Annotated in this window: 21 protein-coding genes; 10 read left to right on the top strand and 11 right to left on the bottom strand. The window is 69.1% G+C overall.

The window, feature by feature from the left end; all coding sequences use genetic code 11:
- Window positions 1-26 precede the first annotated feature (26 nt).
- Together ON19_RS07050 and ON19_RS07045 are read left to right on the top strand one after the other, a co-directional pair.
- Window positions 27-992 (top strand): alpha/beta hydrolase, encoded by a 966-nt coding sequence (locus ON19_RS07050; RefSeq protein WP_043688386.1) that lies wholly within the window; start codon window positions 27-29, stop codon window positions 990-992.
- A gap of 35 nt (window positions 993-1,027) precedes the next feature.
- The gene (locus tag ON19_RS07045; RefSeq protein ID WP_043688384.1) at window positions 1,028-1,759 is read left to right on the top strand and encodes an alpha/beta fold hydrolase; all 732 of its coding nucleotides are present in this window, start codon (window positions 1,028-1,030) and stop codon (window positions 1,757-1,759) included.
- Between the two features lie 130 nt (window positions 1,760-1,889).
- On the opposite strand, the gene ON19_RS43610 is transcribed toward ON19_RS07045, so the two are convergent.
- The 3 genes from ON19_RS43610 to ilvD form a co-directional block, all read right to left on the bottom strand.
- Window positions 1,890-3,329 (bottom strand): hypothetical protein, encoded by a 1,440-nt coding sequence (locus ON19_RS43610; protein WP_043688383.1) that lies wholly within the window; start codon window positions 3,327-3,329, stop codon window positions 1,890-1,892.
- Window positions 3,326-3,958 (bottom strand): TetR/AcrR family transcriptional regulator, encoded by a 633-nt coding sequence (locus ON19_RS07035; RefSeq protein ID WP_227954441.1) that lies wholly within the window; start codon window positions 3,956-3,958, stop codon window positions 3,326-3,328. The genes ON19_RS43610 and ON19_RS07035 overlap by 4 nt, the downstream gene beginning before the upstream one ends.
- A gap of 228 nt (window positions 3,959-4,186) precedes the next feature.
- The gene (gene ilvD, locus ON19_RS07030) at window positions 4,187-5,893 is read right to left on the bottom strand and encodes a dihydroxy-acid dehydratase (RefSeq protein WP_043688381.1); all 1,707 of its coding nucleotides are present in this window, start codon (window positions 5,891-5,893) and stop codon (window positions 4,187-4,189) included.
- A gap of 140 nt (window positions 5,894-6,033) precedes the next feature.
- Here ilvD and ON19_RS07025 point away from each other — a divergent pair, with 140 nt between their 5' ends.
- Complete coding sequence (locus ON19_RS07025) at window positions 6,034-6,420, top strand: helix-turn-helix domain-containing protein (RefSeq protein WP_043688380.1); 387 nt, start codon at window positions 6,034-6,036, stop codon at window positions 6,418-6,420.
- 183 nt (window positions 6,421-6,603) lie between these two features.
- Here ON19_RS07025 and ON19_RS07020 read toward each other — a convergent pair whose 3' ends face one another.
- From ON19_RS07020 to ON19_RS07005, 4 genes are all read right to left on the bottom strand, one after another.
- The gene (locus ON19_RS07020) at window positions 6,604-7,197 is read right to left on the bottom strand and encodes a ClpP family protease (RefSeq protein WP_043688379.1); all 594 of its coding nucleotides are present in this window, start codon (window positions 7,195-7,197) and stop codon (window positions 6,604-6,606) included.
- Between the two features lie 71 nt (window positions 7,198-7,268).
- Window positions 7,269-7,874 (bottom strand): ClpP family protease, encoded by a 606-nt coding sequence (locus ON19_RS07015; RefSeq protein ID WP_043688377.1) that lies wholly within the window; start codon window positions 7,872-7,874, stop codon window positions 7,269-7,271.
- Window positions 7,875-8,121: 247 nt separating this feature from the next.
- Window positions 8,122-9,705, bottom strand: coding sequence for a hypothetical protein (locus ON19_RS07010; protein ID WP_043688376.1), 1,584 nt, complete (start codon window positions 9,703-9,705; stop codon window positions 8,122-8,124).
- A gap of 300 nt (window positions 9,706-10,005) precedes the next feature.
- Window positions 10,006-10,608, bottom strand: a complete 603-nt coding sequence (locus tag ON19_RS07005) for a TetR/AcrR family transcriptional regulator (RefSeq protein ID WP_051168601.1) — start codon at window positions 10,606-10,608, stop codon at window positions 10,006-10,008.
- Between the two features lie 90 nt (window positions 10,609-10,698).
- Here ON19_RS07005 and ON19_RS07000 point away from each other — a divergent pair, with 90 nt between their 5' ends.
- The gene (locus tag ON19_RS07000) at window positions 10,699-11,907 is read left to right on the top strand and encodes an acyl-CoA dehydrogenase family protein (RefSeq protein ID WP_043688479.1); all 1,209 of its coding nucleotides are present in this window, start codon (window positions 10,699-10,701) and stop codon (window positions 11,905-11,907) included.
- On the top strand, window positions 11,904-12,959 hold the full coding sequence (locus ON19_RS06995; protein WP_043688374.1) for a phosphotransferase family protein: 1,056 nt from the start codon (window positions 11,904-11,906) through the stop codon (window positions 12,957-12,959). The genes ON19_RS07000 and ON19_RS06995 overlap by 4 nt, the downstream gene beginning before the upstream one ends.
- A 27-nt stretch (window positions 12,960-12,986) precedes the next feature.
- On the opposite strand, the gene ON19_RS06990 is transcribed toward ON19_RS06995, so the two are convergent.
- Both ON19_RS06990 and ON19_RS06985 read right to left on the bottom strand, forming a co-directional pair.
- Complete coding sequence (locus ON19_RS06990) at window positions 12,987-13,664, bottom strand: DUF8176 domain-containing protein (RefSeq protein ID WP_227954442.1); 678 nt, start codon at window positions 13,662-13,664, stop codon at window positions 12,987-12,989.
- A 239-nt stretch (window positions 13,665-13,903) separates the two neighbouring features.
- Window positions 13,904-14,713: an APH(3'') family aminoglycoside O-phosphotransferase gene (locus tag ON19_RS06985; protein WP_083899190.1), complete on the bottom strand. Its 810-nt coding sequence runs from the start codon at window positions 14,711-14,713 to the stop codon at window positions 13,904-13,906.
- A 132-nt stretch (window positions 14,714-14,845) separates the two neighbouring features.
- Here ON19_RS06985 and ON19_RS06980 point away from each other — a divergent pair, with 132 nt between their 5' ends.
- Both ON19_RS06980 and ON19_RS06975 read left to right on the top strand, forming a co-directional pair.
- Window positions 14,846-15,343, top strand: coding sequence for a MarR family winged helix-turn-helix transcriptional regulator (locus tag ON19_RS06980; RefSeq protein ID WP_043688372.1), 498 nt, complete (start codon window positions 14,846-14,848; stop codon window positions 15,341-15,343).
- A 9-nt stretch (window positions 15,344-15,352) separates the two neighbouring features.
- Window positions 15,353-17,887: an MFS transporter gene (locus ON19_RS06975; RefSeq protein ID WP_043688371.1), complete on the top strand. Its 2,535-nt coding sequence runs from the start codon at window positions 15,353-15,355 to the stop codon at window positions 17,885-17,887.
- Here ON19_RS06975 and ON19_RS06970 read toward each other — a convergent pair.
- Complete coding sequence (locus ON19_RS06970; protein WP_043688369.1) at window positions 17,863-18,879, bottom strand: crotonase/enoyl-CoA hydratase family protein; 1,017 nt, start codon at window positions 18,877-18,879, stop codon at window positions 17,863-17,865. The two genes, ON19_RS06975 and ON19_RS06970, sit on opposite strands and share 25 nt — an antisense overlap.
- 108 nt (window positions 18,880-18,987) lie before the next feature.
- Here ON19_RS06970 and ON19_RS06965 point away from each other — a divergent pair, with 108 nt between their 5' ends.
- Window positions 18,988-19,587, top strand: coding sequence for a TetR/AcrR family transcriptional regulator (locus ON19_RS06965; protein WP_043688368.1), 600 nt, complete (start codon window positions 18,988-18,990; stop codon window positions 19,585-19,587).
- A gap of 221 nt (window positions 19,588-19,808) precedes the next feature.
- Complete coding sequence (locus ON19_RS06960; protein ID WP_043688367.1) at window positions 19,809-20,717, top strand: cutinase family protein; 909 nt, start codon at window positions 19,809-19,811, stop codon at window positions 20,715-20,717.
- Window positions 20,718-20,840: 123 nt separating this feature from the next.
- Here ON19_RS06960 and ON19_RS38720 read toward each other — a convergent pair whose 3' ends face one another.
- The gene (locus ON19_RS38720) at window positions 20,841-21,380 is read right to left on the bottom strand and encodes an Rv3235 family protein (protein ID WP_051168600.1); all 540 of its coding nucleotides are present in this window, start codon (window positions 21,378-21,380) and stop codon (window positions 20,841-20,843) included.
- A 209-nt stretch (window positions 21,381-21,589) separates the two neighbouring features.
- On the opposite strand from ON19_RS38720, the gene ON19_RS06950 reads away from it, so the two are divergent.
- A complete protein-coding gene (locus ON19_RS06950) occupies window positions 21,590-22,813 on the top strand; it encodes an alpha/beta hydrolase (protein ID WP_157229610.1) in 1,224 nt (407 codons plus the stop codon).
- Window positions 22,814-22,820: the final 7 nt, after the last annotated feature.

The raw sequence follows: 22,820 nt of genomic DNA, 5'->3' as shown, positions 1-22,820 counted from the left end.
GTTCCCCCCTAGAGAGAGGCACGATCATGTCAGGAAACCCGCTGGGCATCTCACTCGAACCCGCGGCGCAGGAGTTCGTCGACGCGACCTCGCAGCCGCCGTTCCTCTACCAGCTCCCGCCCGAAGAGGGCCGCAAAGCGGTGGACGGCGTGCAGGACTCGCCGATCTTCAAGCCCGAGATCGACGAGGAATGGATCACCGTCGAGGGCGGGCCGACCGGCTCGGTGCGAGTTCGGATCGTCAAACCGCAGGGCGCCACCGGAACGCTCCCGGTGATCGTCTACACCCACGGCGCGGGATGGGTGTTCGGCGACGCGCACACCCACGATCGCCTGGTGCGCGATCTCGCTGTCGGCGCGCACGCCGCCGTGGTCTTCCCCGAATACGACCGGTCCCCGGACGTGCACTACCCGGTGGCCAACGAGCAGTCCTACCGGGTGGCCCAGTGGGTCACCGCGGAGGGCGCGCAGAAGGGGCTCGACTCGTCCCGGATCGCGATCGCCGGTGATTCGGTCGGCGGCAACATGGCCATCGCGCTGACCCTGATGGCCAAGGAGCGCGGCGACGTCTCCTTCGTTCAGCAGGTGCTGTTCTATCCGGTGACCGACGCCAACTTCGACACCGGCTCCTACCAGCAGTTCGCCGAGGGGTACTTCCTCACCCGCGAGGGCATGAAGTGGTTCTGGGATCAGTACACCACCAGCGCCCAGGATCGTGCGCAGATCACCGCATCGCCGCTGCGGGCTACCACCGAGCAGCTCACCGGACTGCCGCCGGCGCTGGTCATCACGGCCGAAGCCGATGTGCTGCGCGACGAGGGCGAAGCCTTCGCGGGCAAGTTGCGTGCCGCGGGCGTGCCGGTCACCCAGGTGCGCTACGGCGGCATCGTGCACGACTTCGTGATGGTGAACTCGCTGCACGACACGCACGCCGCCAAAGCCGCGGTGGCGCAAGCCGTCGCCACGCTGCGCGCCGCCCTGCACTCCGCCTGACGCACCCGACGATCGAATTCGAAGGAACCACATTCGTGAGCACCGAGTCCACCAGCTCTTCCGCGCCGACCATCGTGCTGGTCCACGGCGCGTTCGCCGACTCTTCCAGTTGGAACCGGGTCATCGAACGTCTGCGCGCACAAGGGCACTCCGTGATCGCGGCCGCCAATCCGCTGCGCGGCCTCGACAGTGACGCCGCGTATGTGGCCTCGGTCCTCGACGCTGTCGAAGGGCCGTGCGTTCTGGTCGGCCATTCCTACGGCGGCAGCGTCATCACGGTCGCTGCCGCCGGGAAGACCAAGGTCGAAGCGCTCGTCTACATCGCCGCATTCATCCCCGACGAGGGCGAGAGCGCGCTGCAATTGACCGACAAGTTCCCCGGCTCGACGCTCGGGCCGACCACGAGGCCCGCCTCCTATCCGCTTCCCGACGAGGGCACCGGCACCGAGCTCTACATCCGGCCGGAGGAATTCCACCAGCAGTTCGCCGCCGACGTGCCCGCCGTCACCGCCGAACTGATGGCCGCGACACAGCGGCCGGTCGCCCTCGACGCCTTGCAACAGCAGGCGACCGCCGCCGCCTGGCGGACCATCCCGTCGTTCGCGCTGGTCACCAGCGAGGACAAGAACATTCCGGCGCAAGCGCAGCGGTTCATGGCAGAACGCGCGGGAGCCGTGACCGTGGAAGTCTCGGCCTCGCACGCGGTCTCGGTTTCCGCCCCGGACGCGGTCAGTGACCTGATCGTCCGGGCAGCCGCGGGCCAGTAGTGCCGCCTCGGAGCTCCGCGCGGCAGGGATTTCCCTCAGCGCGGGGCTCCGTAGTGCGCCCGGTCCGCGCGACCGGGCGCGATCGAGAGCACCGGACCGCATCGAAGGCAGCGGCTATCCGCCCTCGTTCTCAGCAGGTGACCACGGCTGTGGCGAAGCCGTCGAGCACCAGGACGGCGTCGGTGAGCGGTGTGACTCGCAGACCGTTGGATCCGATCTGTTCGACCGCGACCGGGGCGGACGGGGAAGCCAGGGTGACCGTCAGCGGCGTGTCGGACTTGTTGATCACCACGAGTTTTCGATCGCCGGACACGGTGACGAAAGCCTGTGCGTGCATCCGTGCGTCGGGGAAGGCGGTGGTGGCGGCGGCGAGCTCGTCGCCAGGGCCGAAGTGCCGCAGCAGTAAGGCCAGGGCCTCGTAGCGCAGGTTCGCAGCGCCGGTCTCCCAGTCGATCAGCGAGGTGCCGGGAATCATGCCGGGGTAGTCAATGAACTCGGCGATCCCGACCAGATCGGTGCCGAGCGCGACGAGTTCGGCCCAGAGATAGGACTGAACCGCGGCGCTGAGTGCCCAGTACTCCTCGGGGATCTCCGGGCTCGGATTCATCACGTCAGCCGGATAGGTACCGATCTCGTTGATGAACGTTTTCGCGGCCGGGGCGAGCCTGCGCCGGATGCCATCGATGAACCGCGCCTGCTCCAGGAATCCGTCGGCCCGCGCGAAGAAGATGTCGCGCCAGTGTGCGTACGGCGCGTTGCCCTCCGGGCCGAACGGGTTACGGATGTCCGGCGACGCATAGAAGTGATAGGAGAACGCGTCGACCGGGATGCCGGGCCGATGGTTGGCCGAATCGAGGAACTGCCAGTAGTACTCCGGTTCGCGGTGCATATGACTCAGCGACAAACCGACGAACTTCATCTCGGGGTCCAGCGGACGAAGACGTTCGACGATCGCGTCGTAGAGCCTCGTGTAGTCCGCCGGTGCGATCCGGTGCCCCAAGTCGGGTTCGCACAACACTTCCCAATAGGCGAAGCGGTAGTGGTGCCCGGACTCGTGACGGCGACCCAGTTCGTCGGTGAACCCGCCCGCGATATACCAGCTGGCGACACGGTAGAAATAGTCCGCGACCTCGGTGAACGTGGGGTCCCGGAACTCGGTGCCCCGCTCGTAGTCCCAGTGGATCTCGTCCGGGTCCTCCGCTACGGCAACCGGCTCCTCGGTGCGGAACATCCAGGCCGGGATGGTCGCGAAGTTCGCGACGACCGGCCTGCCGCCCGTGGCCGCCATGAAGTCCTCGACCAGCGGATCGAGCAGCTCGAAGCTCCAGAACGTTTCGCTCGCGGTGGGCGGATTCAGCTCCGCGACGGCGATACGCGGGTGGGAGTACCAGGGCAGGAATCGAACGAGGTCGGCATCGAGCGCGCGTAGCGCGTCGAAGGCCTTGTCGTGGATCGGTGAGCTTCGGCGCAGTGGCGGCGCTGTCCACAGGTGCGTGGTCAGCGTGGTGCGCGAGACGCCGGTGACCGCGGCCCAATCGACGTGGATCGAATTCAACGGTGCACCTGTCATTTCGTCCTTCTCTTCACTGCGGGGGATGGGAATCCGAGCGCCGGGAGCAGGGCTTCGTCGACGATCGCCGTCCGGACGCGCTCGTCGGGCCACTGCCCGGTGTCGATCTGGTGCTTGATCACCAGCGCCTCGCCGATATCACTCACGATCGGCGTGACCAATGCGGCGTCGATCTCACCGAGCGCCGCGTAGTGGTCGAGGACGGTGCGGGTGAACCGGCCGCCGCGCAGGTCGAAGACATTGCGGTACAACGACTCGACCAGTTCGGGCCGCCGCTGCCGCTCGCTCAGGATCGCGGCCGTGGCCGAGCCGGTCGGACCGGACAACCATTCCGTCAACTGCTCCAATGCGCGCAGCAGGTCCCCGCGCAGGTTCCCGCCGGCCGGGGTGGGCACTTCGACGGGGTACGCCTGAGCCAACGCCTCGATCAGCAACTCCTCGACCGTCGTCCAGTGCCGATACAGCGAGGTCTTGGCGACCCCGGCGCGCCGCGCGACCCCCTCCATCGCCAGACGTCCTACGCCCGCCTCGGCGGCTTCGGCGATGACGGCCTTATGGCAGTCGGCGCGTAACTCGAGCTTGGTGCGGCGGCCCTTCTCGGGGTTCATCGCGTTCACGCCATCGAACATAGCTACAAAATAGTAGCTATGCAACCGTAGCTACGGATTAGTAGCTTAATGCGGACAGTCCGCGCTCGGATGGAGGACGGAGTCGAGGGCGCGGCAAGACGACCGATAGCCGTCTACCGCGCAGCCTCGGGGCACGGTGCGGCTACCCGTCCAGCGCGCGGCCGGGCACCATGTGGCTGCCCGGCCTGGCGCCCGGCACGGTGTGGCTACGGCGCGGCCGTCACGTCGTCAGTCGCAGACGGCACCGATCGATGCCGAGCCGACCAGCTTCGTGTACTTGGCCAGGACGCCGCGGGTGTAGCGGGGCGGCAGGGATTTCCAGCCCTCGCGGCGGCGGGCGAGTTCGTCGGCGTCGACCAGCAGGTCCAGGGTGCCCGCGGCGACCTCGAGGCGGATGCGGTCACCGTCGCGCACGAACGCGATCGGGCCGCCGTCGACGGCTTCCGGTGCGACGTGCCCGACACAGAGACCCGTCGTGCCGCCGGAGAACCGCCCGTCGGTGAGCAGCAGGACGTCTTTGCCGAGGCCCGCGCCCTTGATAGCGGCGGTGATGGCCAGCATCTCGCGCATGCCGGGCCCGCCTTTCGGGCCCTCGTACCGGATGACGACCACGTCGCCCGCCGCGATAGTGCCGTCCTCGAGAGCGTCCATCGCCAGGCGTTCCCGGTCGAAAACCCGTGCCGTGCCGGTGAAGACGTCGGACTCGAACCCCGCCGACTTGACGACCGCGCCATCGGGCGCGAGCGAACCGGTGAGGATGGTGATGCCGCCGGTCGGATGGATCGGCGACGCCATCGCCCGGATCACCTTGCCGTCGGGATCCGGCGGGGTGATGTCGGCCAGGTTCTCCGCCACCGTTTTTCCCGTCACGGTTAGGCAGTCGCCGTGCAGCAAACCGGCGTCGAGCAACGCCTTCATCATGACGGGCACGCCGCCGATCCGGTCCACATCGGTCATCACGTGCTTGCCGAAGGGTTTGACGTCGGCGAGGTGCGGCACGCGGCGACCGATACGGGCGAAATCGTCCAGGCTCAGGTCGACCTTCGCCTCGTGCGCGATGGCGAGCAGGTGCAGCACGGCGTTGGTGGAGCCGCCGAACGCCATGACGACGGCGATGGCGTTCTCGAAGGCGGGTTTGGTGAGGATGTCGGATGCGGTGATCCCCTGCCGGATCAACTCGACCACGGCCTGACCGCTGCGGCGGGCGTAACCGTCACGACGACGGTCGGTCGCGGGCGGCGCCGCGCTGCCGGGGAGCGACATGCCCAGCGCCTCCGCGGCGCTGGCCATGGTGTTGGCGGTGTACATGCCGCCGCAGGCGCCCTCGCCGGGACAGATCGCCCGCTCGATGGCGTCGACATCGGCACGGCTCATCAGGCCGCGGGCGCAGGCGCCGACCGCTTCGAACGCGTCGATGATCGTCACCTCGCGTTCGCTGCCGTCGGAGAGCTTGGCGATGCCGGGCAGGATCGACCCCGCGTACAAGAACACACTCGCCAGATCCAGCCGGGCCGCGGCCATCAGCATCCCGGGCAGCGACTTGTCGCACCCGGCCAGCAGCACCGAACCGTCGAGCCGCTCGGCCTGCATCACCGTCTCGACGCTGTCGGCGATCACCTCGCGCGAGACGAGGGAGAAGTGCATCCCCTCGTGCCCCATGGAGATGCCGTCGGACACCGAGATGGTGCCGAACTGCATGGGAAAACCGCCACCGGCGAAGACGCCGTCCTTACAACCTCTGGCCAGCCGGTCCAGCGACAGGTTGCAGGGAGTGATCTCGTTCCACGAGGAGGCCACGCCGATCTGCGGTTTCTCCCAGTCCTCGTCGCCCATGCCGACCGCGCGCAGCATGCCGCGGGCAGCGCTCTTCTCCAGGCCGTCGGTGACGTCGCGGCTGCGCGGCTTGAGATCGGAGACTTTCGTATTCTCGGGCACGGTTCCCCATCATCCTCGGTCCGGCCCGATCGCGGCGGTGACCACGCCGAACCCGTGCACGCCCGCGCCGGAAACGCCCGCTCGTACGCCCAGAGCGTAATGCCGGGCAGACCGGCGGCCCGGGATCGTACGCTCGGACCATGACCGAGCACTCGAGACTTCACTCGATCCCCGGTGGACGCGACGACCGGCCTCGGCAGCCGGAACCGCAGATGCCCCCGGAACCCCTCTGGCGCGAGGTGCTCGGCGAACAATTGCGCACGCTGCGGCAGGACCGGAGCGAGACGCTGGTCGAAACAGCCCGGCGGGCAGGCATTTCCCCGCAGTACCTGTCGGAGGTGGAGCGGGGACGCAAGGAACCGTCGAGCGAGATGATCGCCGCCCTCGCCGGGTCTCTCGGCACCACACTGGGCGAGATCACCGGTCAGGTGGCGGACGAACTCCGCGCCCAGCGCCGGGCCGCCTTCCTCCAACGGTCGGCGCCGCGCTCCGGCACCGGGCCCACCCTCATGTTGCTGGCGGCCTAGCCGGGCGCCCGCGCAAGGCCGCAGCGAAGGCGGAGGTACGCATAACGGACGCAGCCGGACGTAGTCCGTCAGTAGCCCCGCGCATGGCCGGAGCGAAGGCGGAGGTACGCATAACAGGCACAGCCGGACGCAGTCCGTCAGCAGCCCCGCGCACGGCCGCAGCGAAGGCGGAGGTACGCCTGGTCAGTCACGCCGCCCCAGCACCTGGTCGACGAGGCCGTACTCGACCGCGGCCGACGCGGTGAAGACCCGGTCGCGGTCGGTGTCGCGCCGTAGCCGCTCCACCGTTTGCCCGGTGTGCCGCGACAGGATCGACTCGATCTCCGCCCGCATGCGCACCAGTTCGTCGGCCTGCAGGATCAGATCGGGGATCGTTCCCTGCCCGCGCGCGGCGGGTTGGTGCAGCACCACCCTGGCGTGCGGCAGCAGGGCGCGCCGGCCGGGCTCACCACCGGCCAGCAACACCGCCCCGACCGCGATCGCCTGGCCGACGCAGGTGGTCTGCACGGGCGACTGGATGTGCTGCATGGTGTCGTACACGGCCAGCATCGAGGACAGATCGCCGCCCTCGCAGTTGATGTAGAGGTTGATCTCCTGTTCCGGGCTCTCCGATTCCAGGTGCAGCAACTGCGCGATGAGCGCGTTGGCGACGCCCGAGTCGATCGGCGTGCCGAGGTAGACGATCCGCTCGGCGAGCAGGTGGGAGTAGATGTCGGTGATCCGCTCGCCGCCGCGCGGATGCTGCGCGATCACATTGGGAATGGTGTAGGTGCTCATACTGTGTCCGTTTCCGGCATAAGCGGGGCCTTGCGTGGTCACGCTCCGCTGCCGCCTCCAGGCCTGCCCGCTCATGCCGAGATCCCGATCCGCTGGCGTTGCGGGACGATCTGCCCGAACGAGTCGACGATGTGATCGATGAAGCCGTACTCCTTGGCTTGCGCCGCGGTGAACCAGCGATCGTGCAGCGAATCCTCGTAGATCCGGTCGAACGGCTGACCGGTGTCCTCGGCGATGATGCCGAGCACGGTGTCCACGGTGTGGCGCAGGTCGTCGGCCTGGACCTCGACATCGACGGCGGTGCCACCGATGCCCGCCGACCCCTGGTGCATCAGCACCCGGGCGTGCGGCAACGCGAAACGCCGGCCCTTGCTTCCCGACGACAAGAGGAATTGACCCGCGCTGCAAGCCAATCCGAGTGCGAGCGTCGAAACTTCGCACGGAACCAGCCGCATCACGTCGCGGATGGCGAGCATCGACGGAACCGAGCCGCCGGGCGAATGTATCCACAGGGAGATGCCCGCCTCGGGGTCTTCGGCGGCGAGGGTGAGCAATTGGGTCATCAGCAGCGTGCCGTTGTCGTCGTCGAGCGCGCCGTCCAGCACGACTATCCGGCGGCTGAGCAGCTGCTCCCGAGCCCGCCAGCTGAACATCGGGGTCTTGTCATCGTGAGCCATGACCCCACGGTGCCGCATCCGCGGCACGAAACCGGCCCGGTGCTGCCCACGGCAGATCTGCTCTCAGCAGTCGGATTCCCCTGCGGCGAGGGGGCACAGCGCCGCTTGCCGTCTCAGAGGCAGCTCTTGCGAAGATCGTCGTCGCGGCCGCGCCGTGCCAGAGGTCCGCACGGCAGCGGTACCCGGAAACGGCAATGCCCGTCGGCGCGTGCTGCGCTGACGGGCATCGTCGATGAAACGCGGCTCGCTAGGACTCGCGGCCCGCGGTGGAGGCGGAGCGCTGCCTGCTGGTGCGGGCGCGGCGGCGTTCGGCCTGCAGTTCGGCAAGTTCCTGTTCGAGGATGTCGGCGACGCGGAACGAACCGGTGTCGTAGATGTCCGGCGTGCGGGCCGTCGGCGGCTGCGCGATGTCGGGCTTGGGGGTGTCCTTGCCGTTCTTGAACTCCGGCGCCGGGCTGTCGCTCTTGACCTCCGCGAGCGGGCGTCGGGTGACCGCCGGGATCTCGGCCGTCGGAACCTCGGCCTCGGCGACCGGAGTGCGCGGCTTGGCCGGAGCCGTCTCCCGGACGACCACCTTCGCCGCGGCGGGCTCTTCGGCGGGCACTCGCGTGGCCGGTCGCTCGTCGGCCTTGACCGAGGAAACCGGCGCGGGCGCTACGGGCTCGCTCGCCGGAGGCTTGTGTCCGTTGGTGGCGGACGCGCCGTTCTTGGCGGCGATCGTGGTGTCCAGGTCCTTGACCTTCACCGTCGTGCTGGGACGCGCAGCGACGACCTCCATCGCGTCGAGGTCTTCGATGGACTCGGGCAGCACCGGCTTGCGCGGCGTCTCGACCGGAGTCCGCTTCCGCTCGGCTTGCACCACGACAGTGGGCTGCTCGTCGGAATCCTGCGGTGCACCGTCGATGTCGGCGACCTCCGCTACTTCCTGCTCGATGGCCTCCACCGGGGCGGCCGCCACGACGGGCCGCGGCTCGTGCTCCACGTATTCGTGCGGGACGGCGGGCGCCTCGGGGGCGACCGGCATCCGGTACCGGGGCAGGGTGAGCCGGATCTGCTCGGCCGGGTCCGGAAGGTCGCGAACCTGCTCGGTGGCCCTGGCGATGGCGAGACCGTAGCGGGCACTCGCGGCGTCGTGGATGAGCAGCGCGACACCGATCATCACCGGGGCGATAGCGTGCACGGCCGCGTCGTACCACGCGCCCGTGCGCAGATACGGATAGGTGTTGAGGCTGACGGTCAGCGCCAGCAGGGCGACCTCGGCCGCCGCGACCTGACGGCGGTTGTCGACCACACCCCATTCGGCGACCTTGTTGGTGCCGATCATGATGATGATCAGGCAGACGCTGATCATGCCTTCGAGCAGGTAGCTGAACCAGTACAGCGGATCGGTCGCGCCGCCGGGAGCGATGTTCTGCTGGACGTTGACCGCCGACCACAGCATGCCCGCCGCGACGACGCCGGCCAGCGCGCGCAGCGACCAGGACCGATGCCGGTAGAGCGAGGCCAGTTTCGCGTGCGGGCTGGATTCGCGTCGCTGCGCGGCAATCGCCTTGCGGGCGAGGAGGAGATCTCGCATGTCGGCCTTCTCGATCGCTTCGGTGGTCTGCCTGGCGCGGTCGGATGCCGCGGCGGCAGCCTGCGCCTCTTTCCAGCGCTGTCCGCGCTCCTGGGTGCGGATCCGTTCGGCGAGCTCACGTTCGGCATGCAGTTCGTCCTCCGACAGCGCCTCGGTGAGCGCGGGATCGAACTGATAGGCGAGCCGTCCACGGGCCTTCTCGACCCGCCTCGCCAGCTGTGTAACCTCGTCCTCGATGGGATGTTCGATGACCATCAGCGCTCCCCGCACGGGAGAGTCGATGGCAGACAAGTGATCACGAATGGCAACGGCACGTTTCATTCATAGTCGATCCACCGCTACTGGCGAAACTGTTCATTTGCCATCTCACGGAACTATTCGGCGCGCCGCGGACGACACACGCGGCACGGCGCGATTTCCGCCGGTCGCGAGCACTTCTTCCGCCGCCGCGCAGCAGCCCATCAGCCATGGCCATTCCGACGAATCCCACCCGAATCCCACCCGAATCGCGGATATCACGTCGCCGCGGGTAATTCGCGGAGCAGAGCGAACCGGTCAGTGGCGACCGGCCTGTTCGTCCCGCACCGAGTCGAGCACCCGGGACAACGTGCCGAACAGCAATCGGCCCAGCCGGTCCTGATCGACGTCGTCGCGCGACAGCCACTGCACGGTGAGATCCTCCGCCATCGCCCACCACGAGCGCACCACCAGGCGCTCGGCGATCGACGGCGCGGGCCCGCCGAGAGCGGCGAACACCCGGTCGGTGAGTTCGTCGTGCATCTGCTCCATGATCGCCTCGAGCACCGGGTCCTGCCCCGCGGCGCGGAGCAAACCCACCAGGGGTCCACTGCGCCTGCGCATGTAGCCCACGAAGTTGGCGATCATCGACGCGAGCGGGTCCGCGGCGTCCGGATCGGGGCCGGTGGCGCGCAGGAACCGCTGCGACGCGGCCCGGACGAGCTGCGCGTAGTACTCCTGCTTGGTCGGGAAGTAGTGGAAGAGCAGGCCACGCGAGATGCCCGCCTGCTGCGCGACCGCGTCGACGGTGATCTGGTGCCAGGGCCGGTCGATCAACATGCCGAGGCCGATGCCGATCAATTGGCGGCGCCGGTCGTCCGCCGAGCGGCGGCCGCCGGGCTCCGCGGCAACCTCGGTCATCCACCCTCCTCTATTGAGCAATGCTCAATAATATGCTACCAATGACTCGACCGGAAGTTGAGCAATGCTCAGCGAGCCTCGAGGATGGGTATGGACTTCACGCATTCCGACCGAGCCGTCCGCCTCACCGATCAGGTGCGGCAGTTCGTGCGCGACGAGATCGAGCCGCGCGACGAGGAGCACGCCGCCTTCTTGCGAGAATCGCCCTGGGCGGTCCCGCCGGTGGTCGAAGAGCTCAAGCAGAAGGCGCGGGCCGCGGGTCTGTGGAACCTCTTCCTGCCCGATCCGGAACTCGGCGCTGGCCTGAGCAATGTCGAGTACGCGCCGATGGCCGAGGCGATGGGCGCTTCCGGCTGGGCGCCGGAAGTGTTCAACTGCAACGCCCCCGACACCGGCAACGCCGAGGTCCTGCTGCACTACGGCAGCACACAGCAGCGGCAGCAGTGGCTGCGGCCGCTGCTGGACGGCGAGATCCGCTCGGCGTTCTGCATGACCGAACCCGAGGTCGCGTCCTCGGACGCGACCAATATGGCCGCGACCGCCGTGGTGGACGGCGAGGAGATCGTGCTCAACGGCCGCAAATGGTGGAGCACCGGCATCGGCCATCCGAACTGCGCGTTCGTCATCTTCATGGGCCTCACCGACCCGGAAGCGCACCCGTACCAGCGCCACTCCATGGTGCTGGTGCCGGTGGACACACCCGGCGTGCGGGTCGAACGGATGCTCACCACCTTCGGCTATCTGGACGAGCCCTTCGGCCACGGCGAGGTCACCTTCACCGACGTGCGGCTTCCGTTGGACGCCGTGATCGCCGGGCCGGGACGTGGCTTCGAGATCGCGCAGGGCCGCCTCGGCCCCGGCCGCATCCACCACTGCATGCGCGCCATCGGCCTGGCCGAGCGCGCGCTCGAATTGGCTTGCCGCCGTAGCCTTTCGCGCACCGCGTTCGGCAAGCCGCTGGCCAACCTCGGCGGGAACCGGGAGCGCATCGCGAACGCCCGCGTCGCGATCGATCAGGCCAGGCTGCTCGTCCTGCACACCGCATGGCTGCTGGACACCAAGGGCCTGGCCGGCGCGCGCAGCGAGGTCTCCCAGATCAAAGCGGTCGTGCCGAGGATGACCCAGGAGGTGCTCGACATGGCGATGCAGTTGCACGGCGGCGCCGGGCTTTCCGACGACTTCCCGCTGGCGCGCGCGTTCGCGGGCATTCGCTCGCTGCGCTTCGCCGACGGCCCCGACGAGGTGCATCTCGGCGTGATCGCCCGTCAGGAACTACGCAAATACGGAACCGACCGGTGAGCGCCGCGGAGGCCACCGCCGTCCGCGCCGAGGACGCCTTCGACGTCGCCGCCGTGCACACCTGGCTCGCCGACCAGGTGCCCGGTCTGAGCCAGTCGCCCGAGGTGCGCCAATTCTCCGGTGGCGCATCCAATCTCACGTATCTACTGCGCTACCCGGATCGCGACTTGATCCTGCGCCGCCCGCCCGGCGGCAAAAAGGCGGCTTCCGCGCACGATATGGGCCGTGAGTACCTCGTGCAGCAGCGATTGCGTCCGCACTACCGCTACGTTCCCCGGATGGTGGCTCGCTGCGCCGATCCAGATGTGATCGGCAGCGAGTTCTACGTGATGGAGCGGGTGGCGGGCACGATCCTGCGTGGCGATCTGCCGGAGGGGACGAGTCTGTCTCCTGACCAAGCTCGGCGGTTGTCCACCACGGCTTTCGACTGCCTGATCGAACTGCACCAGGTCGACCCGGCCGCTGCCGGGCTCACCGACATCGGCAAGGGCACCGGCTATGTCGGCCGCCAGGTCGCGGGCTGGTCGCGGCGCTTCGTGGACGCCCGCACCGACAATGTCAGCGATTTCGCCGCGGTGATGGCCTGGCTCGAGGCCAACCGGCCCGCCGACGTCGCCACCACCGTCATCCACAACGACTTCCGGCTGGACAATCTGGTGCTCGACCCGTCGGGCTCGGGCGCGATCGTCGGCGTGCTCGACTGGGAGATGGCGACACTGGGCGATCCGCTGATGGATCTCGGTGGGGCGCTGGCGTACTGGGTGCAGGCCGACGACGACGAGGCCATGCGGGCTGCCCGCCGTCAGCCGAGTCACCTGCCCGGCATGCTGACCCGCGCCCAGATCGTCGACCACTACTGCGCGCGCACCGGCCGCTCCGCCGACAACTGGCCGTTCTACGAGGTGTTCGGGCTGTTCCGGCTCGCGGTGATCGCCCAGCAGATCTACTACCGCTACCACCACGGGCAGACCACCAACCCGGCGTTCAAGGACTTCTGGATGCTGATCAACTACCTGGACTGGCGCTGCCGGAAAGTCGCCGGGCTCGAGTAGGGCAGCCCAAGAGCGGTCGGACGAGGCTCAGTTCGGCGGGGCGATCTTGACGATGGTCGATTCGCCGCCGGTGTCGGCCACGGTGACGAACTGACGGTAGGTGCGGTTGGCGGAGTCGGGCCGCAACTCGGTGATGACCACGTCGTAGCGTCCGTCGAGCATCGGCGTGATCATGACGCAGTGCTGGGTTCCCGCCGGGACGGAGGCGATGCCCGCGTCGATCACGGCGGCCGGTGGCACCGCGGCGTCCGGCGCCGTCAGCGATCGTGCGACCGCTCCCGAGCGGGTCACGTAATAGGCGTGCTGAAACGCCAGGATCACCTCCGGTCCCGAGGCTGTCGAGCCGGTTCCGCTGCCGCGCACCAACTGGTCGCCGCGGGTCGGCTCGCAACCCGGGCCGCCGCCGAGTACCGGGTCCGCCACGGTGGCCGATTGCCGTGGCGCGGAGGCCGCGTCCGTGTAGACCAGGACCAACGCGGCGGCGGCGAGCGAGGCGGCCACGCCGACACCGCCGACCAGCCAGGCGCGGCGTGGCCCGCGCCGAGCGCGACGCCGAGAGCGAGGCGCCCGATGCCGCTTCCCGCGCGGCCGGGGCGACGGCTCTTGGGCGGAGAGCATTCCGGGCCAGGTGGGCACGCGTTCGGCCCGCTCACGGCCCGGCCGGGCGCGCAGCAGTCCGTTGTGCTCGGACGTGTTCGACGACATGATCTCGCCGCACCCCCTTTTACCGGTGCCTACTCGGCCACCGTGGGTTCCCTCTCAATGCCGTTGCGCAATAACAACATTGCATATCTCCCTGGATTTTGTCGGTCGAATGCTCAACAGGCAAGACCGAACCGCGCGCAACGCTCCGCACAGCACCGAACACCGGCTGATCAGGACCGGGCGGTCGGTGCGGTTCCGTCGCACCGGCGGGCCCGCGACCTGGCGCAGGCGGCGACCGGCTAACCCCAGGTCAGCGGATCCAAGTGGAGGAAGAAACGCTGACGCTCGGCGTCCAGATCGATGCCGTAGCGGTCGGCGAAGATCCGGTCGGCGCGTTCGGCGCGCCGTTCGTCCTGCCATGACTCCCGGGAATTGGCCAGCAGGAGAGCGATATCGGCGTACGGGTCGGCGATGCCGAGGCGGCCGAGGTCGACGAAACCGGCGACCGTGTGCGTGGCCGGGTCGAGGATGATGTTGGGCAGGCACAGATCGCCATGGCACACCACGGCTTCGGCGAGCTCCTGTGTCATCCTCGGCTCCAGCTCGGTGGCCAGCCTGGTGAGCAGGACGGTGGGCGGAGTGTCCTGCTGCTCCTCGGGGAGGAACTCGGGATGGACCGCACCTCGGACGACGACGTCCTGGGCGATCGCGAACATCCGTGCCAGGCCCCGGTCGAACGGGCACTCCGCGACCGGCACATCGTGCAGGCGGCGCACCGCGTCCGCGATGGATTCCCATGCGCGGGAAAGGGTCTGCGCGGAAACGGCGTCCGCGGCGACGCCGGGGACCGCACCGGTGACCAGGCAGGCGCCCTCGTCGCCGGCCCGCCAGTCCAGCACTCGGGGACCGGGAATATCCCGGCCGTCGAGCCAGGTGATCTTGTCGCGCTCCAGCGCGAGGGCAGCGACCAGGCCGGGGCCGACGCACTTGGCGTAGCGGGATCCGTCGGCGGACCGGAACACCACGGCGCCGGACTCCCCGCCGCGGACCGGCTCCCATCGGCAATCGGACGGCAGAGCGGCCGGAAAGCGAACAAGCGACTCGGACACGTCGACGACGGTAGCAACGCGCACCGGACCGGCCTACCTCGCCGACCGTCGGCAACCCAGATGTATAGTTGCCAAAAGCAACTAATTGAGGTTGCTAAGTAATCTGCCGGTGGGGAACGTCGAGGTGAAGTCATGTCCGCAACCGCTCGCGAGCGCCGCGCGTCGGCGGCCGAACTCGCGGCCGCCGACGCACTCGGTCAACGGATGGTCCGTTTCATGCGCGCGATCAACCGGTCGAAGTGGCAACCGGCCCGGCCCGGGCCGGAAGGGCTGGAGCGACTCGCCTACGCCGTGCTGTTCTGCCTGGTGCACGAGGGACCACAGCGCGCGGGCAGGCTGGCCGAGTTGCTGCACGCCGAGGCGTCCACGATCAGCAGGCAGAGCAGATCGCTCGTGGCGCACGGCCTGGTGGAGCGCCGGACCGACCCGGTCGACGGACGCGCGTGCGTGCTCACGGCCACCGAGGAGGGCGTGCGCGTCTTCGAGGAGAACCGCGCGCTGCGCAACCGATGGCTGGCCGACATCCTGGCCGACTGGCCCGCGACCGACCGCGATACCTTGACCGTTCTGCTCGACCGGCTCACCGCAGGAATAGAGACCACTCCCCGACATCAAGCCGATCCGAAATAGGGCCCATCCATGACGAATTCCACCACCCGGGCTCCGCGGAACCCGGACGCAGGCGCGGACACGTCACTGTCCCACCGGCAGATCCTGACCATCCTGTCCGGGCTGCTGCTCGGCATGTTCCTGGCCGCGCTCGACCAGAACATCGTCAGCGTCGCGATCGTCAAGATCGCCAACAGCCTGGACGGCTTCGACGAACAGGCCTGGGCGACCACCGCCTACCTGATCACCGCGACGATCACCACGCCGCTGTACGGCAAATTGGCCGACATCTACGGCCGTAAGCCGTTCTACCTCACCGCGATCGGGCTGTTCGTCATCGGTTCGGTGGCGTGTACCTTCGCCACCTCGATGTACCAGCTCGCCGCGTTCCGCGCGTTCCAGGGCCTGGGCGCGGGCGGACTGATGTCGCTGGCGTTCACCATCATCGGCGACATCGTCCCCGTGCGGGAACGGGTGCGCTACCAGGGCTATTTCATGATGGTCTTCGGCACGGCGACCGTGCTCGGCCCGGTGCTCGGCGGCTTCTTCTCCGACTACGAAGAACTGGGCGGCATCGAAGGCTGGCGGTGGGTGTTCCTGGTGAACGTCCCGGTGGGCGTGCTGGCCCTGCTCGTGGTGGCCAAGGTGCTCAACGCGCCGCACCAGCGCCAGAACCACCGGATCGACTGGCTGGGCGCACTGACACTGACGCTCTGCGTCGTGCCGCTGCTGATCGTCGCCGAACAGGGACGCCACTGGGGATGGTCCTCGGAGCGGTCGCTGCTGTGCTACGGCATCGGGGCGGCGGGGTTGCTGCTGTTCGTTCTGGTCGAGTTCCTGATGAAGGACTCCGCCCTGATCCCGTTGCGCCTGTTCAAGAACTCGACCTTCAGCGTCACCATCGCGGGCGGATTGATCGTCGGTGTCGCGATGTTCGGCGCGATCACCATGGTCCCGCAGTACTTCCAGGTCGTGCGCGGCTACTCGCCGACCAAGGCCGGTCTGCTCATGCTGCCCTTGGTGCTCGGCATCACGGTCGGCTCGCAGGTGTCAGGGCAGATCACCAAGCAGACGGGCCGCTACAAGATCCTTCCGGTGGCGGGCACGTTCATCGTCGCGGTGGGCGCGCTGCTGTACGCCCAGGTGCACTACGACAGCCCGCTGTGGCAGCCCCTCGTCTACGGCGCGGTGGTCGGGTTCGGCCTCGGCTGTTGCATGCAGACGCTGATCATCGCCGCGCAGAACGCCGGACCCCGCTCGGACATGGGCGTGTCCACCGCGTCGGCCACGTTCTTCCGGCAGATGGGCGGCACGCTCGGCGTCGCCGTGTTCCTGACCATTCTGTTCAATCTGCTGCCGCACCGGATCATCGACGCGTTCGGCGGCGCGCTGCCGCCCGGGTTCGGCCCCGACCAGCTCAGCGGAATCCAGTCCAACACCAGCGGTATCGCGACGCTGCCCGACGAGGTGAAGATCCCTGTTCTCACCGGCTTCACCGACGCGATGCACGGGGTCTTCTACGCGGCGGCCGGTGTCGCGTTGCTGGCCTGCGTGGTGCTGATGTTCATGAAAGAGATCCCGCTGCAGGACGTCCCGGCGCAGGCTCCGATCTACGAGACCGAAGCCGAAGAGTCACACTGGGACGCCGATCAGGTCTGGGAGGGCGCCGCGCAGGCGCTGCCGGAGCCGGAACCGGCGCTCGCCGCGGCCGCGAGCGGCCACGCCGCGGGCGATCCCGCGGGCAACGGCGCCTACCGGCGTGAGCCGAAGGCGAGCTTCGACGACACCGCGTACGAAAGTCGTTCGCTCAGTGGCTACGTCCATCGCGAGGACGGCCGCCCCGTGCCCGCCGCCGCACTCACCTTGATCGACCACCATGGGCGGCAAGCCGCGCGGACCAGCGGCGGCGGCGACGGCGGTTACCTCGTCAGCGCGCCGGACGCGGGCAATTACGTGCTGATCGTGTCGGCCGCCGGGCATCAGCCCACCGCGGTGAACATCACCGTGGGTGACCGGCCGCAGCAATTCGACATCACCCTGCTCGGCTCCGGCGAGTTGTCCGGTGTGGTCCGGTCCGCCACCCTCGGCGAGCCGCTGCCCGGCGCGACCATCACGCTGACCGACCTGGACGGCGAGGTGGTCGGGTCGGCGACCGCGGCGGCCGACGGGGGCTACCTGTGCCCTGGCGTGGTGCCCGGCACGTACACCGTGGTCGCGGTCGCCGAGCACATGCGTCCGAGCGCGACCGCGCTGACCGTGCCGGACAGCGGGCTGCTGCACCACGACATCGATCTCACGCCGATGGCGGTGCTGGCCGGGTCGGCGTGGTCCGACGGCGGCCGGGCGGTCTCGGACGTGCAGATCAGCGTGCTCGACGCGGCGGGCGTCCTGACCGCCACAACACGCACCGACGAGAACGGGCGTTATGTCGTCGCGGATCTCGCCGAAGGCGACTACACGGTCGTCGCGCGCGGCTACCCGCCGGTAACCAGCCAGGTCACGGTGAGCGGCGGCGAGGTCGCGCACGACGTGCGGCTGGGCTACGAGGACCGGCCCCGTTTGTGATCGCCGAACGGTTCGTCGCGTTCCCGGACCGCCTCGCGGAAACCGGCGGTGGCGGCGCGCGTCTGGAAGGCGTAACCCTCCCTGGTGTGCCGGGAGATGCCGTCGAAGACCGTGCTGATCATTCCTGAGTTGGCCACCCCCTGCGCGTACAGCGCCGAGTTGAGCGCCAGTTTGGCCATCATCAGCTGGTTGATCGGCATGCGCGCGATCCGGGCGACGAATTCCTCGGTGCGCGCGTCGAGTTCGTCGGCGGGCCAGGACTCGATCGCCAGGCCCCATTCGACCGCCTGCTTTCCGGTGAGGCAGTCGCCGGTGAACAGCAGGCGCTTGGCGCGCTGGTCACCGAGGCGATGCGCCCACATGCCCGCCGCCGGCACACCCCAGACCCGGGTGGGCGGGTAACCGATCTTGGTGTCGTCGGCGCAGATGATCTGGTCGGCGAACAGCGCGATGTCGCTGCCGCCCGCCACGGCGAAACCGTGCACCTTGGCCACGGTCGGCTTGTTCGCCTGCATCAGGCTGGCGAAACCGCGGTTGAACCGGCTCATCATCGCGTAGTCGATCATCGGGTCCCAGGTCTGCGCCGGATCGTGGTTGCGGCCCTGCACCACCGGGTCGACGACCGTCCCCGCCACGTCGCCCGGACCGCCCGCTACCCCGAAACCCTGCTCGGCGAACATGCTCAGGTCGTATCCGCCGCAGAACCCCTTCCCGCGCCCGGACAGCAGGATCACGTGCACCCGTGGGTCGAGATCGGCGCGTTCGACCGCGTGCGCCAGATCGTGCGGTGTGTCGGGAGTGATCGCGTTGCCCTTCTCCGGCCGGTCGAAGGTGATGCGCGCGATGCGGCCGTCCCGCTCGTAGGTCAGCGTGCGGTACTCGCGTGCGCCGTCCGGCTCGGGGCGTCCGGCCCACGGCGAGTCCGCCGTCTCGGTCCAATCGCGATACCAAGCGCCCGATCCGCCATCGGCCTGGATGTCACTGTCGGTCATCGCTTTCCCCTTCGACGCTGGTCCGGAACTTGTCCCCGCAGTCTGGCGCAGCCACTATTTGACAGTCAACAGTGACTGTGAAATTCTCGCGCCGACGGAGGGAGCAGCATGGCCGGAGTACGCGCGGAGCGGAAACGGGCGACCCGCGCCCACATCCTCGACGCCGCCGCCGACCTGCTGGCCGAGCAGGGCTACCGGGCACTGACCACCTTGTCGGTGCAGCGCGCGGCAGGCGTCAGCCGCGGGGCGCTGTTGCATCATTTCCCGACCATCGGCGCGTTGATCGCCGAACTGGTCGGCCATTTGGTCGCACGCAACGAAGCGGCCGTCCGAGAGATCGCGGCGGGGCTCGGCGACGGGGCCGATCCCGTGCTGCGCGCCTTGACCGCCCTGTACGAGTCGATGGCGCGCCCGGCGGCGCAAGCCGAGTTCGAATTGTGGGCGGCCGCGCGGACCGACCCCGCGCTTGCCGAAGCGTTGCGCGCGGCCGAACGAAAAGCCGGGCGCGACTTGCGGCGGGTGGTGGACGCGCTGTTCGGTCCCGACGTCGTCGGCCATCCGCGCTATCCGGCCGTGCGCGACCTCACCATCGCGATCCTGCGCGGCACCGCGATGTCCCGTCCGCTGCGCAGCACCGAGCGTGCCGCCACGGCAACCATCGACCGATGGGCGGAGGCCATGACAGTTCTACTCGCGCAGGACCAATAGCAATCATCAGGCGTCGCCGTAGCCGGAATGGTTGTGACACGCGTCACTTGCGACTTCGATTGTGCCGTCTCCCACATGGTCGCTATCCTGGCTGCACTTTGAGACCACCGAGTCTCAATGCAGCCTTCGACGGGGCCGGGTTCGACCACCGCACGGCGCCGGCGGAGGCCGATTCCTGCCGGGGAGCGCCTGCGGCGCGTGGACTACCAGGAGCAAACGCCATGCGATCGAAGTTGATCTCGGCGGCCATCGGTATCGCGGCGATGGCGCTGTCATGTGCGGGACCGGGCAGCGGACCAGCCGTCGCCGCACCGGATTGCCCGAGCCTGTACGTGGTGGCGATCCCGGGCACCTGGGAGACCACCGACCAGCTGGACGGCGAGCGCCCGGGACCCGGGATGCTGGCCGGAGTCACCCGCGGCCTGCCGCCCTCGACACGCGTGGACTACGTCAGCTACGCCGCGACCGCATTCCCCTGGGAGAGCGATGTATACGGGGCCTCGAAGCGCGAGGCGACCGACAACGCGCGCGGCATGATCGCGGCGATGGGCAGGGCATGCGGTGCGACCAGAATCGCGCTGCTCGGCTACAGCCAGGGCGCGGACGCCGCGGGTGATCTCGCCGCCGAGATCGGCACCGGTCTCGGTGTCGTGCCGCCGCACCGGATCGCCGCGGTAGGGCTCATCTCCGACCCACGCCGCTCCCCCACCGACGCGCTGGTCGGGCCGCCGGTGGGCGGCGCGGGCGCGGGCGGTCCCCGCATCGGCGGGTTCGGCTTCGTCACTCCGCAGACCCGCACCATCTGCGCGATCGGCGATCTGTACTGCGCCACGGCCGCGGACGATTTCGTGACCCGCTTCGCGGGCTTCCTGGCCCAGACCTCGCATCCCGACCCGGCCTACCTCTGGCGCTACCAGCTCGAAATGGGCGCCATCGTCGGTGATCTGATGTCCAACGGCGGCATCACCCTGCTGCAGAGCCAGCTGTCGGAGTCGGCCAATCAGGAACGGGCTCGGCTGTTCGACGAGTTCTACCGCTCACAGGCGCACACCGCCTACGGCAGCTATCCCGTCGGCGACGGACAGACCGCGCTGTCGTGGATGCACGACTGGCTGGCATCGCAGGCCTGAGTCAGCGAGCGCGCTCGCACTCGGCGGCCGAGCAGGCCCTGGGCACACTGCGCACCGTCATCGACGGCTACTGGTGCGGCACGGTCAGCCGAACCGTTCCGCTCGGCTGACCGTTCAGGGCTGTCATCGGATACGCAGCGCCGTCATCCGCCAGCCTGCCGAGCGCGTCCGAACGATGCGTGCCGCCAGAGCGAAACGACGCCTGCCACGGCCGTATGCGGCGACGACTTCGGCGGTCTTGGCGTCCACGATGACCACGCTCACCCGGACCGGCACCGCGGCGCCGAGGGCACGCCCGGGCACGAGACCGTTGTCGATCAACGTGCGCACCGCGGCCACGACCGTGGCGTCGGCGACCACGGCGAGTTGCGGCACGGGCCGCCTGCGGTCGAGCACCTCGAGGACGATGCGCACCGCCGACTCGGCGAACCGGCGCGCCGCCGACTGCGTTTCGTCATCGGCCGGCGCCGCGTGACTTCGGCGCACCACACTGCGCACCCCGGCACTGGACCGAGCGGATGCCGCGTGCGGCCGCGGCCTGCACGTCAGCGCCCGGCCGGGCGCCGGATCCCGCGCCGAGCGCTCCGCCTCGGCGCGCCGTCGACTGTCCAGCGGCGGCTCCGGATTCGGAGCAGGCGCCAACCAATCGCGATAACCAGCCATGCAGATCCCCCTTCGAAACACAGTGGTCGAACCCTTGTGGCGACGATTCTGCGGACGGTCCACCGGATATCGCGCGTAGTCGGCTACCCGATTCCGGCCGGCCGGACCACCACCGCGAGTCGGCGGGCACGAAGGCAGACCTATGTTGGAGTCGGCAACCCCCGACACGGAAGCGGAGATCCCGGATGACCGACGAGCGAGGAGCGGACGTGACCGTACCCGGAAAATCCGCGCGCCCTCGTCGAATGGCTCGCGCCGCGCTGCTGACGCTCGCCGGAGTGCTCGCCGGGTACCTCGCGCTCAGCCAACTGCTCGCGGTCGCGCCGGTTTCCTGGTCGATGCCCTTGCTGCGCAACGCGATCGTCCAGTCGGCCGTGCTCCTGCTCGGCGCGGTCCGCGACGCCCTCGGCTCGTGGAACATGGTGCTCGCCGTGCTCGCGACCGGACTCGCGCTGATCGCGTTCCGCACCGGCGGGCGGGGACGGCGCCTCGCCGGCACGGTGACCGGCGTGGCCGCCGCCGGTCTCGTCCTGTCCGTCCTGACCAGTGCGACCCTGGTGTTCGCGGCGCGCGACGCGGCGGGCGTCTGGATTCCGTTCGCCCCGCTCGTCCCGTTCAGTACGGTCGGCGACGCGCCCGACGAGACCGTCACGTACGCGACCGTGGACGGGCAGCCGATCCAGGCGGATCTGTACCTGCCCGCACCCGCGCCCGCACCGGCCCCGCTGGTGGTGAGCATCCACGGCGGAGCTTTCGTCACGGGCAGCCGTGGCACCGACGCCTACACGACATGGCTGGCGGCCAACGGATACGCCGTCCTCGACGTGGACTACCGCCTCTCCGACGACGACCACCACCGCTGGGACACGCAGGACGCCGACATCGCCTGCGCGCTGAGCTGGGCCGCGGCGAACGCGCAGCGATACAACTGGGATATGCGGCGGGTCGCCACGTTCGGCGAATCCGCGGGCGGCAATCTCGCGATCAACGTCGCGAACAAGATCAACTCGGGCGCCCTGCGGCCCAGCTGCGGCAGCGCCGCCGAGCTGCCGAAGGTGCGCACGGCGATCGCGCTGTACCCCGCGGTCGATTTGGCCGCGTCGGGTACCGAGACCGCGCTCGGCGTCGACGCGGCCAGGCAGTACCTCGGCGGAACGCCGGAGCAATACCCCGAGCGCTACGCCGCGACCAGCTCCGCGTCGCACGTCACCGGCAACACTCCGCCCACGCTGCTGATCCAGGGTGCAGGCGATCATCTCGTGCTCGCCGAGCACACCTCCGCCTACGCCGCCGCGCTCGAGACCGCGCGCATCCCGCACCGCTACGTCGAACTTCCCTTCCTCGATCACGCCTTCGGCACCACCGAACTCGACGCGGGCGCCCAGGTCACGCGCGAGCTCACCCGGACCTGGCTGGCGGAATACCTGGCGTAACCGACGC

It is taken from the genome of Nocardia abscessus NBRC 100374, assembly GCF_000308455.1.
Taxonomy (GTDB): Bacteria; Actinomycetota; Actinomycetes; order Mycobacteriales; family Mycobacteriaceae; genus Nocardia; species Nocardia abscessus.
This window is presented reverse-complemented; position numbering and strand designations above follow the sequence as displayed.

Excerpts from the sequence above, each read along its gene's own strand:
- ON19_RS43610 (WP_043688383.1), bottom strand. The coding sequence starts at position 3,329 with ATGACAGGTGCACCGTTGAATTCGATCCACGTCGATTGGGCCGCGGTC.
- ON19_RS07020 (WP_043688379.1), bottom strand. The coding sequence starts at position 7,197 with ATGAGCACCTACACCATTCCCAATGTGATCGCGCAGCATCCGCGCGGC.
- ON19_RS07025 (WP_043688380.1), top strand. The coding sequence starts at position 6,034 with ATGACCGAGCACTCGAGACTTCACTCGATCCCCGGTGGACGCGACGAC.
- ON19_RS06970 (WP_043688369.1), bottom strand. The coding sequence starts at position 18,879 with ATGACCGACAGTGACATCCAGGCCGATGGCGGATCGGGCGCTTGGTAT.
- ON19_RS06990 (WP_227954442.1), bottom strand. The coding sequence starts at position 13,664 with ATGTCGTCGAACACGTCCGAGCACAACGGACTGCTGCGCGCCCGGCCG.
- ON19_RS06980 (WP_043688372.1), top strand. The coding sequence starts at position 14,846 with ATGTCCGCAACCGCTCGCGAGCGCCGCGCGTCGGCGGCCGAACTCGCG.
- ON19_RS07010 (WP_043688376.1), bottom strand. The coding sequence starts at position 9,705 with ATGGTCATCGAACATCCCATCGAGGACGAGGTTACACAGCTGGCGAGG.
- ON19_RS06960 (WP_043688367.1), top strand. The coding sequence starts at position 19,809 with ATGCGATCGAAGTTGATCTCGGCGGCCATCGGTATCGCGGCGATGGCG.
- ON19_RS06975 (WP_043688371.1), top strand. The coding sequence starts at position 15,353 with ATGACGAATTCCACCACCCGGGCTCCGCGGAACCCGGACGCAGGCGCG.
- ON19_RS07050 (WP_043688386.1), top strand. The coding sequence starts at position 27 with ATGTCAGGAAACCCGCTGGGCATCTCACTCGAACCCGCGGCGCAGGAG.
- ON19_RS06965 (WP_043688368.1), top strand. The coding sequence starts at position 18,988 with ATGGCCGGAGTACGCGCGGAGCGGAAACGGGCGACCCGCGCCCACATC.
- ON19_RS07015 (WP_043688377.1), bottom strand. The coding sequence starts at position 7,874 with ATGGCTCACGATGACAAGACCCCGATGTTCAGCTGGCGGGCTCGGGAG.
- ON19_RS07005 (WP_051168601.1), bottom strand. The coding sequence starts at position 10,608 with ATGACCGAGGTTGCCGCGGAGCCCGGCGGCCGCCGCTCGGCGGACGAC.
- ON19_RS07000 (WP_043688479.1), top strand. The coding sequence starts at position 10,699 with ATGGACTTCACGCATTCCGACCGAGCCGTCCGCCTCACCGATCAGGTG.
- ON19_RS07035 (WP_227954441.1), bottom strand. The coding sequence starts at position 3,958 with ATGTTCGATGGCGTGAACGCGATGAACCCCGAGAAGGGCCGCCGCACC.
- ON19_RS38720 (WP_051168600.1), bottom strand. The coding sequence starts at position 21,380 with ATGGCTGGTTATCGCGATTGGTTGGCGCCTGCTCCGAATCCGGAGCCG.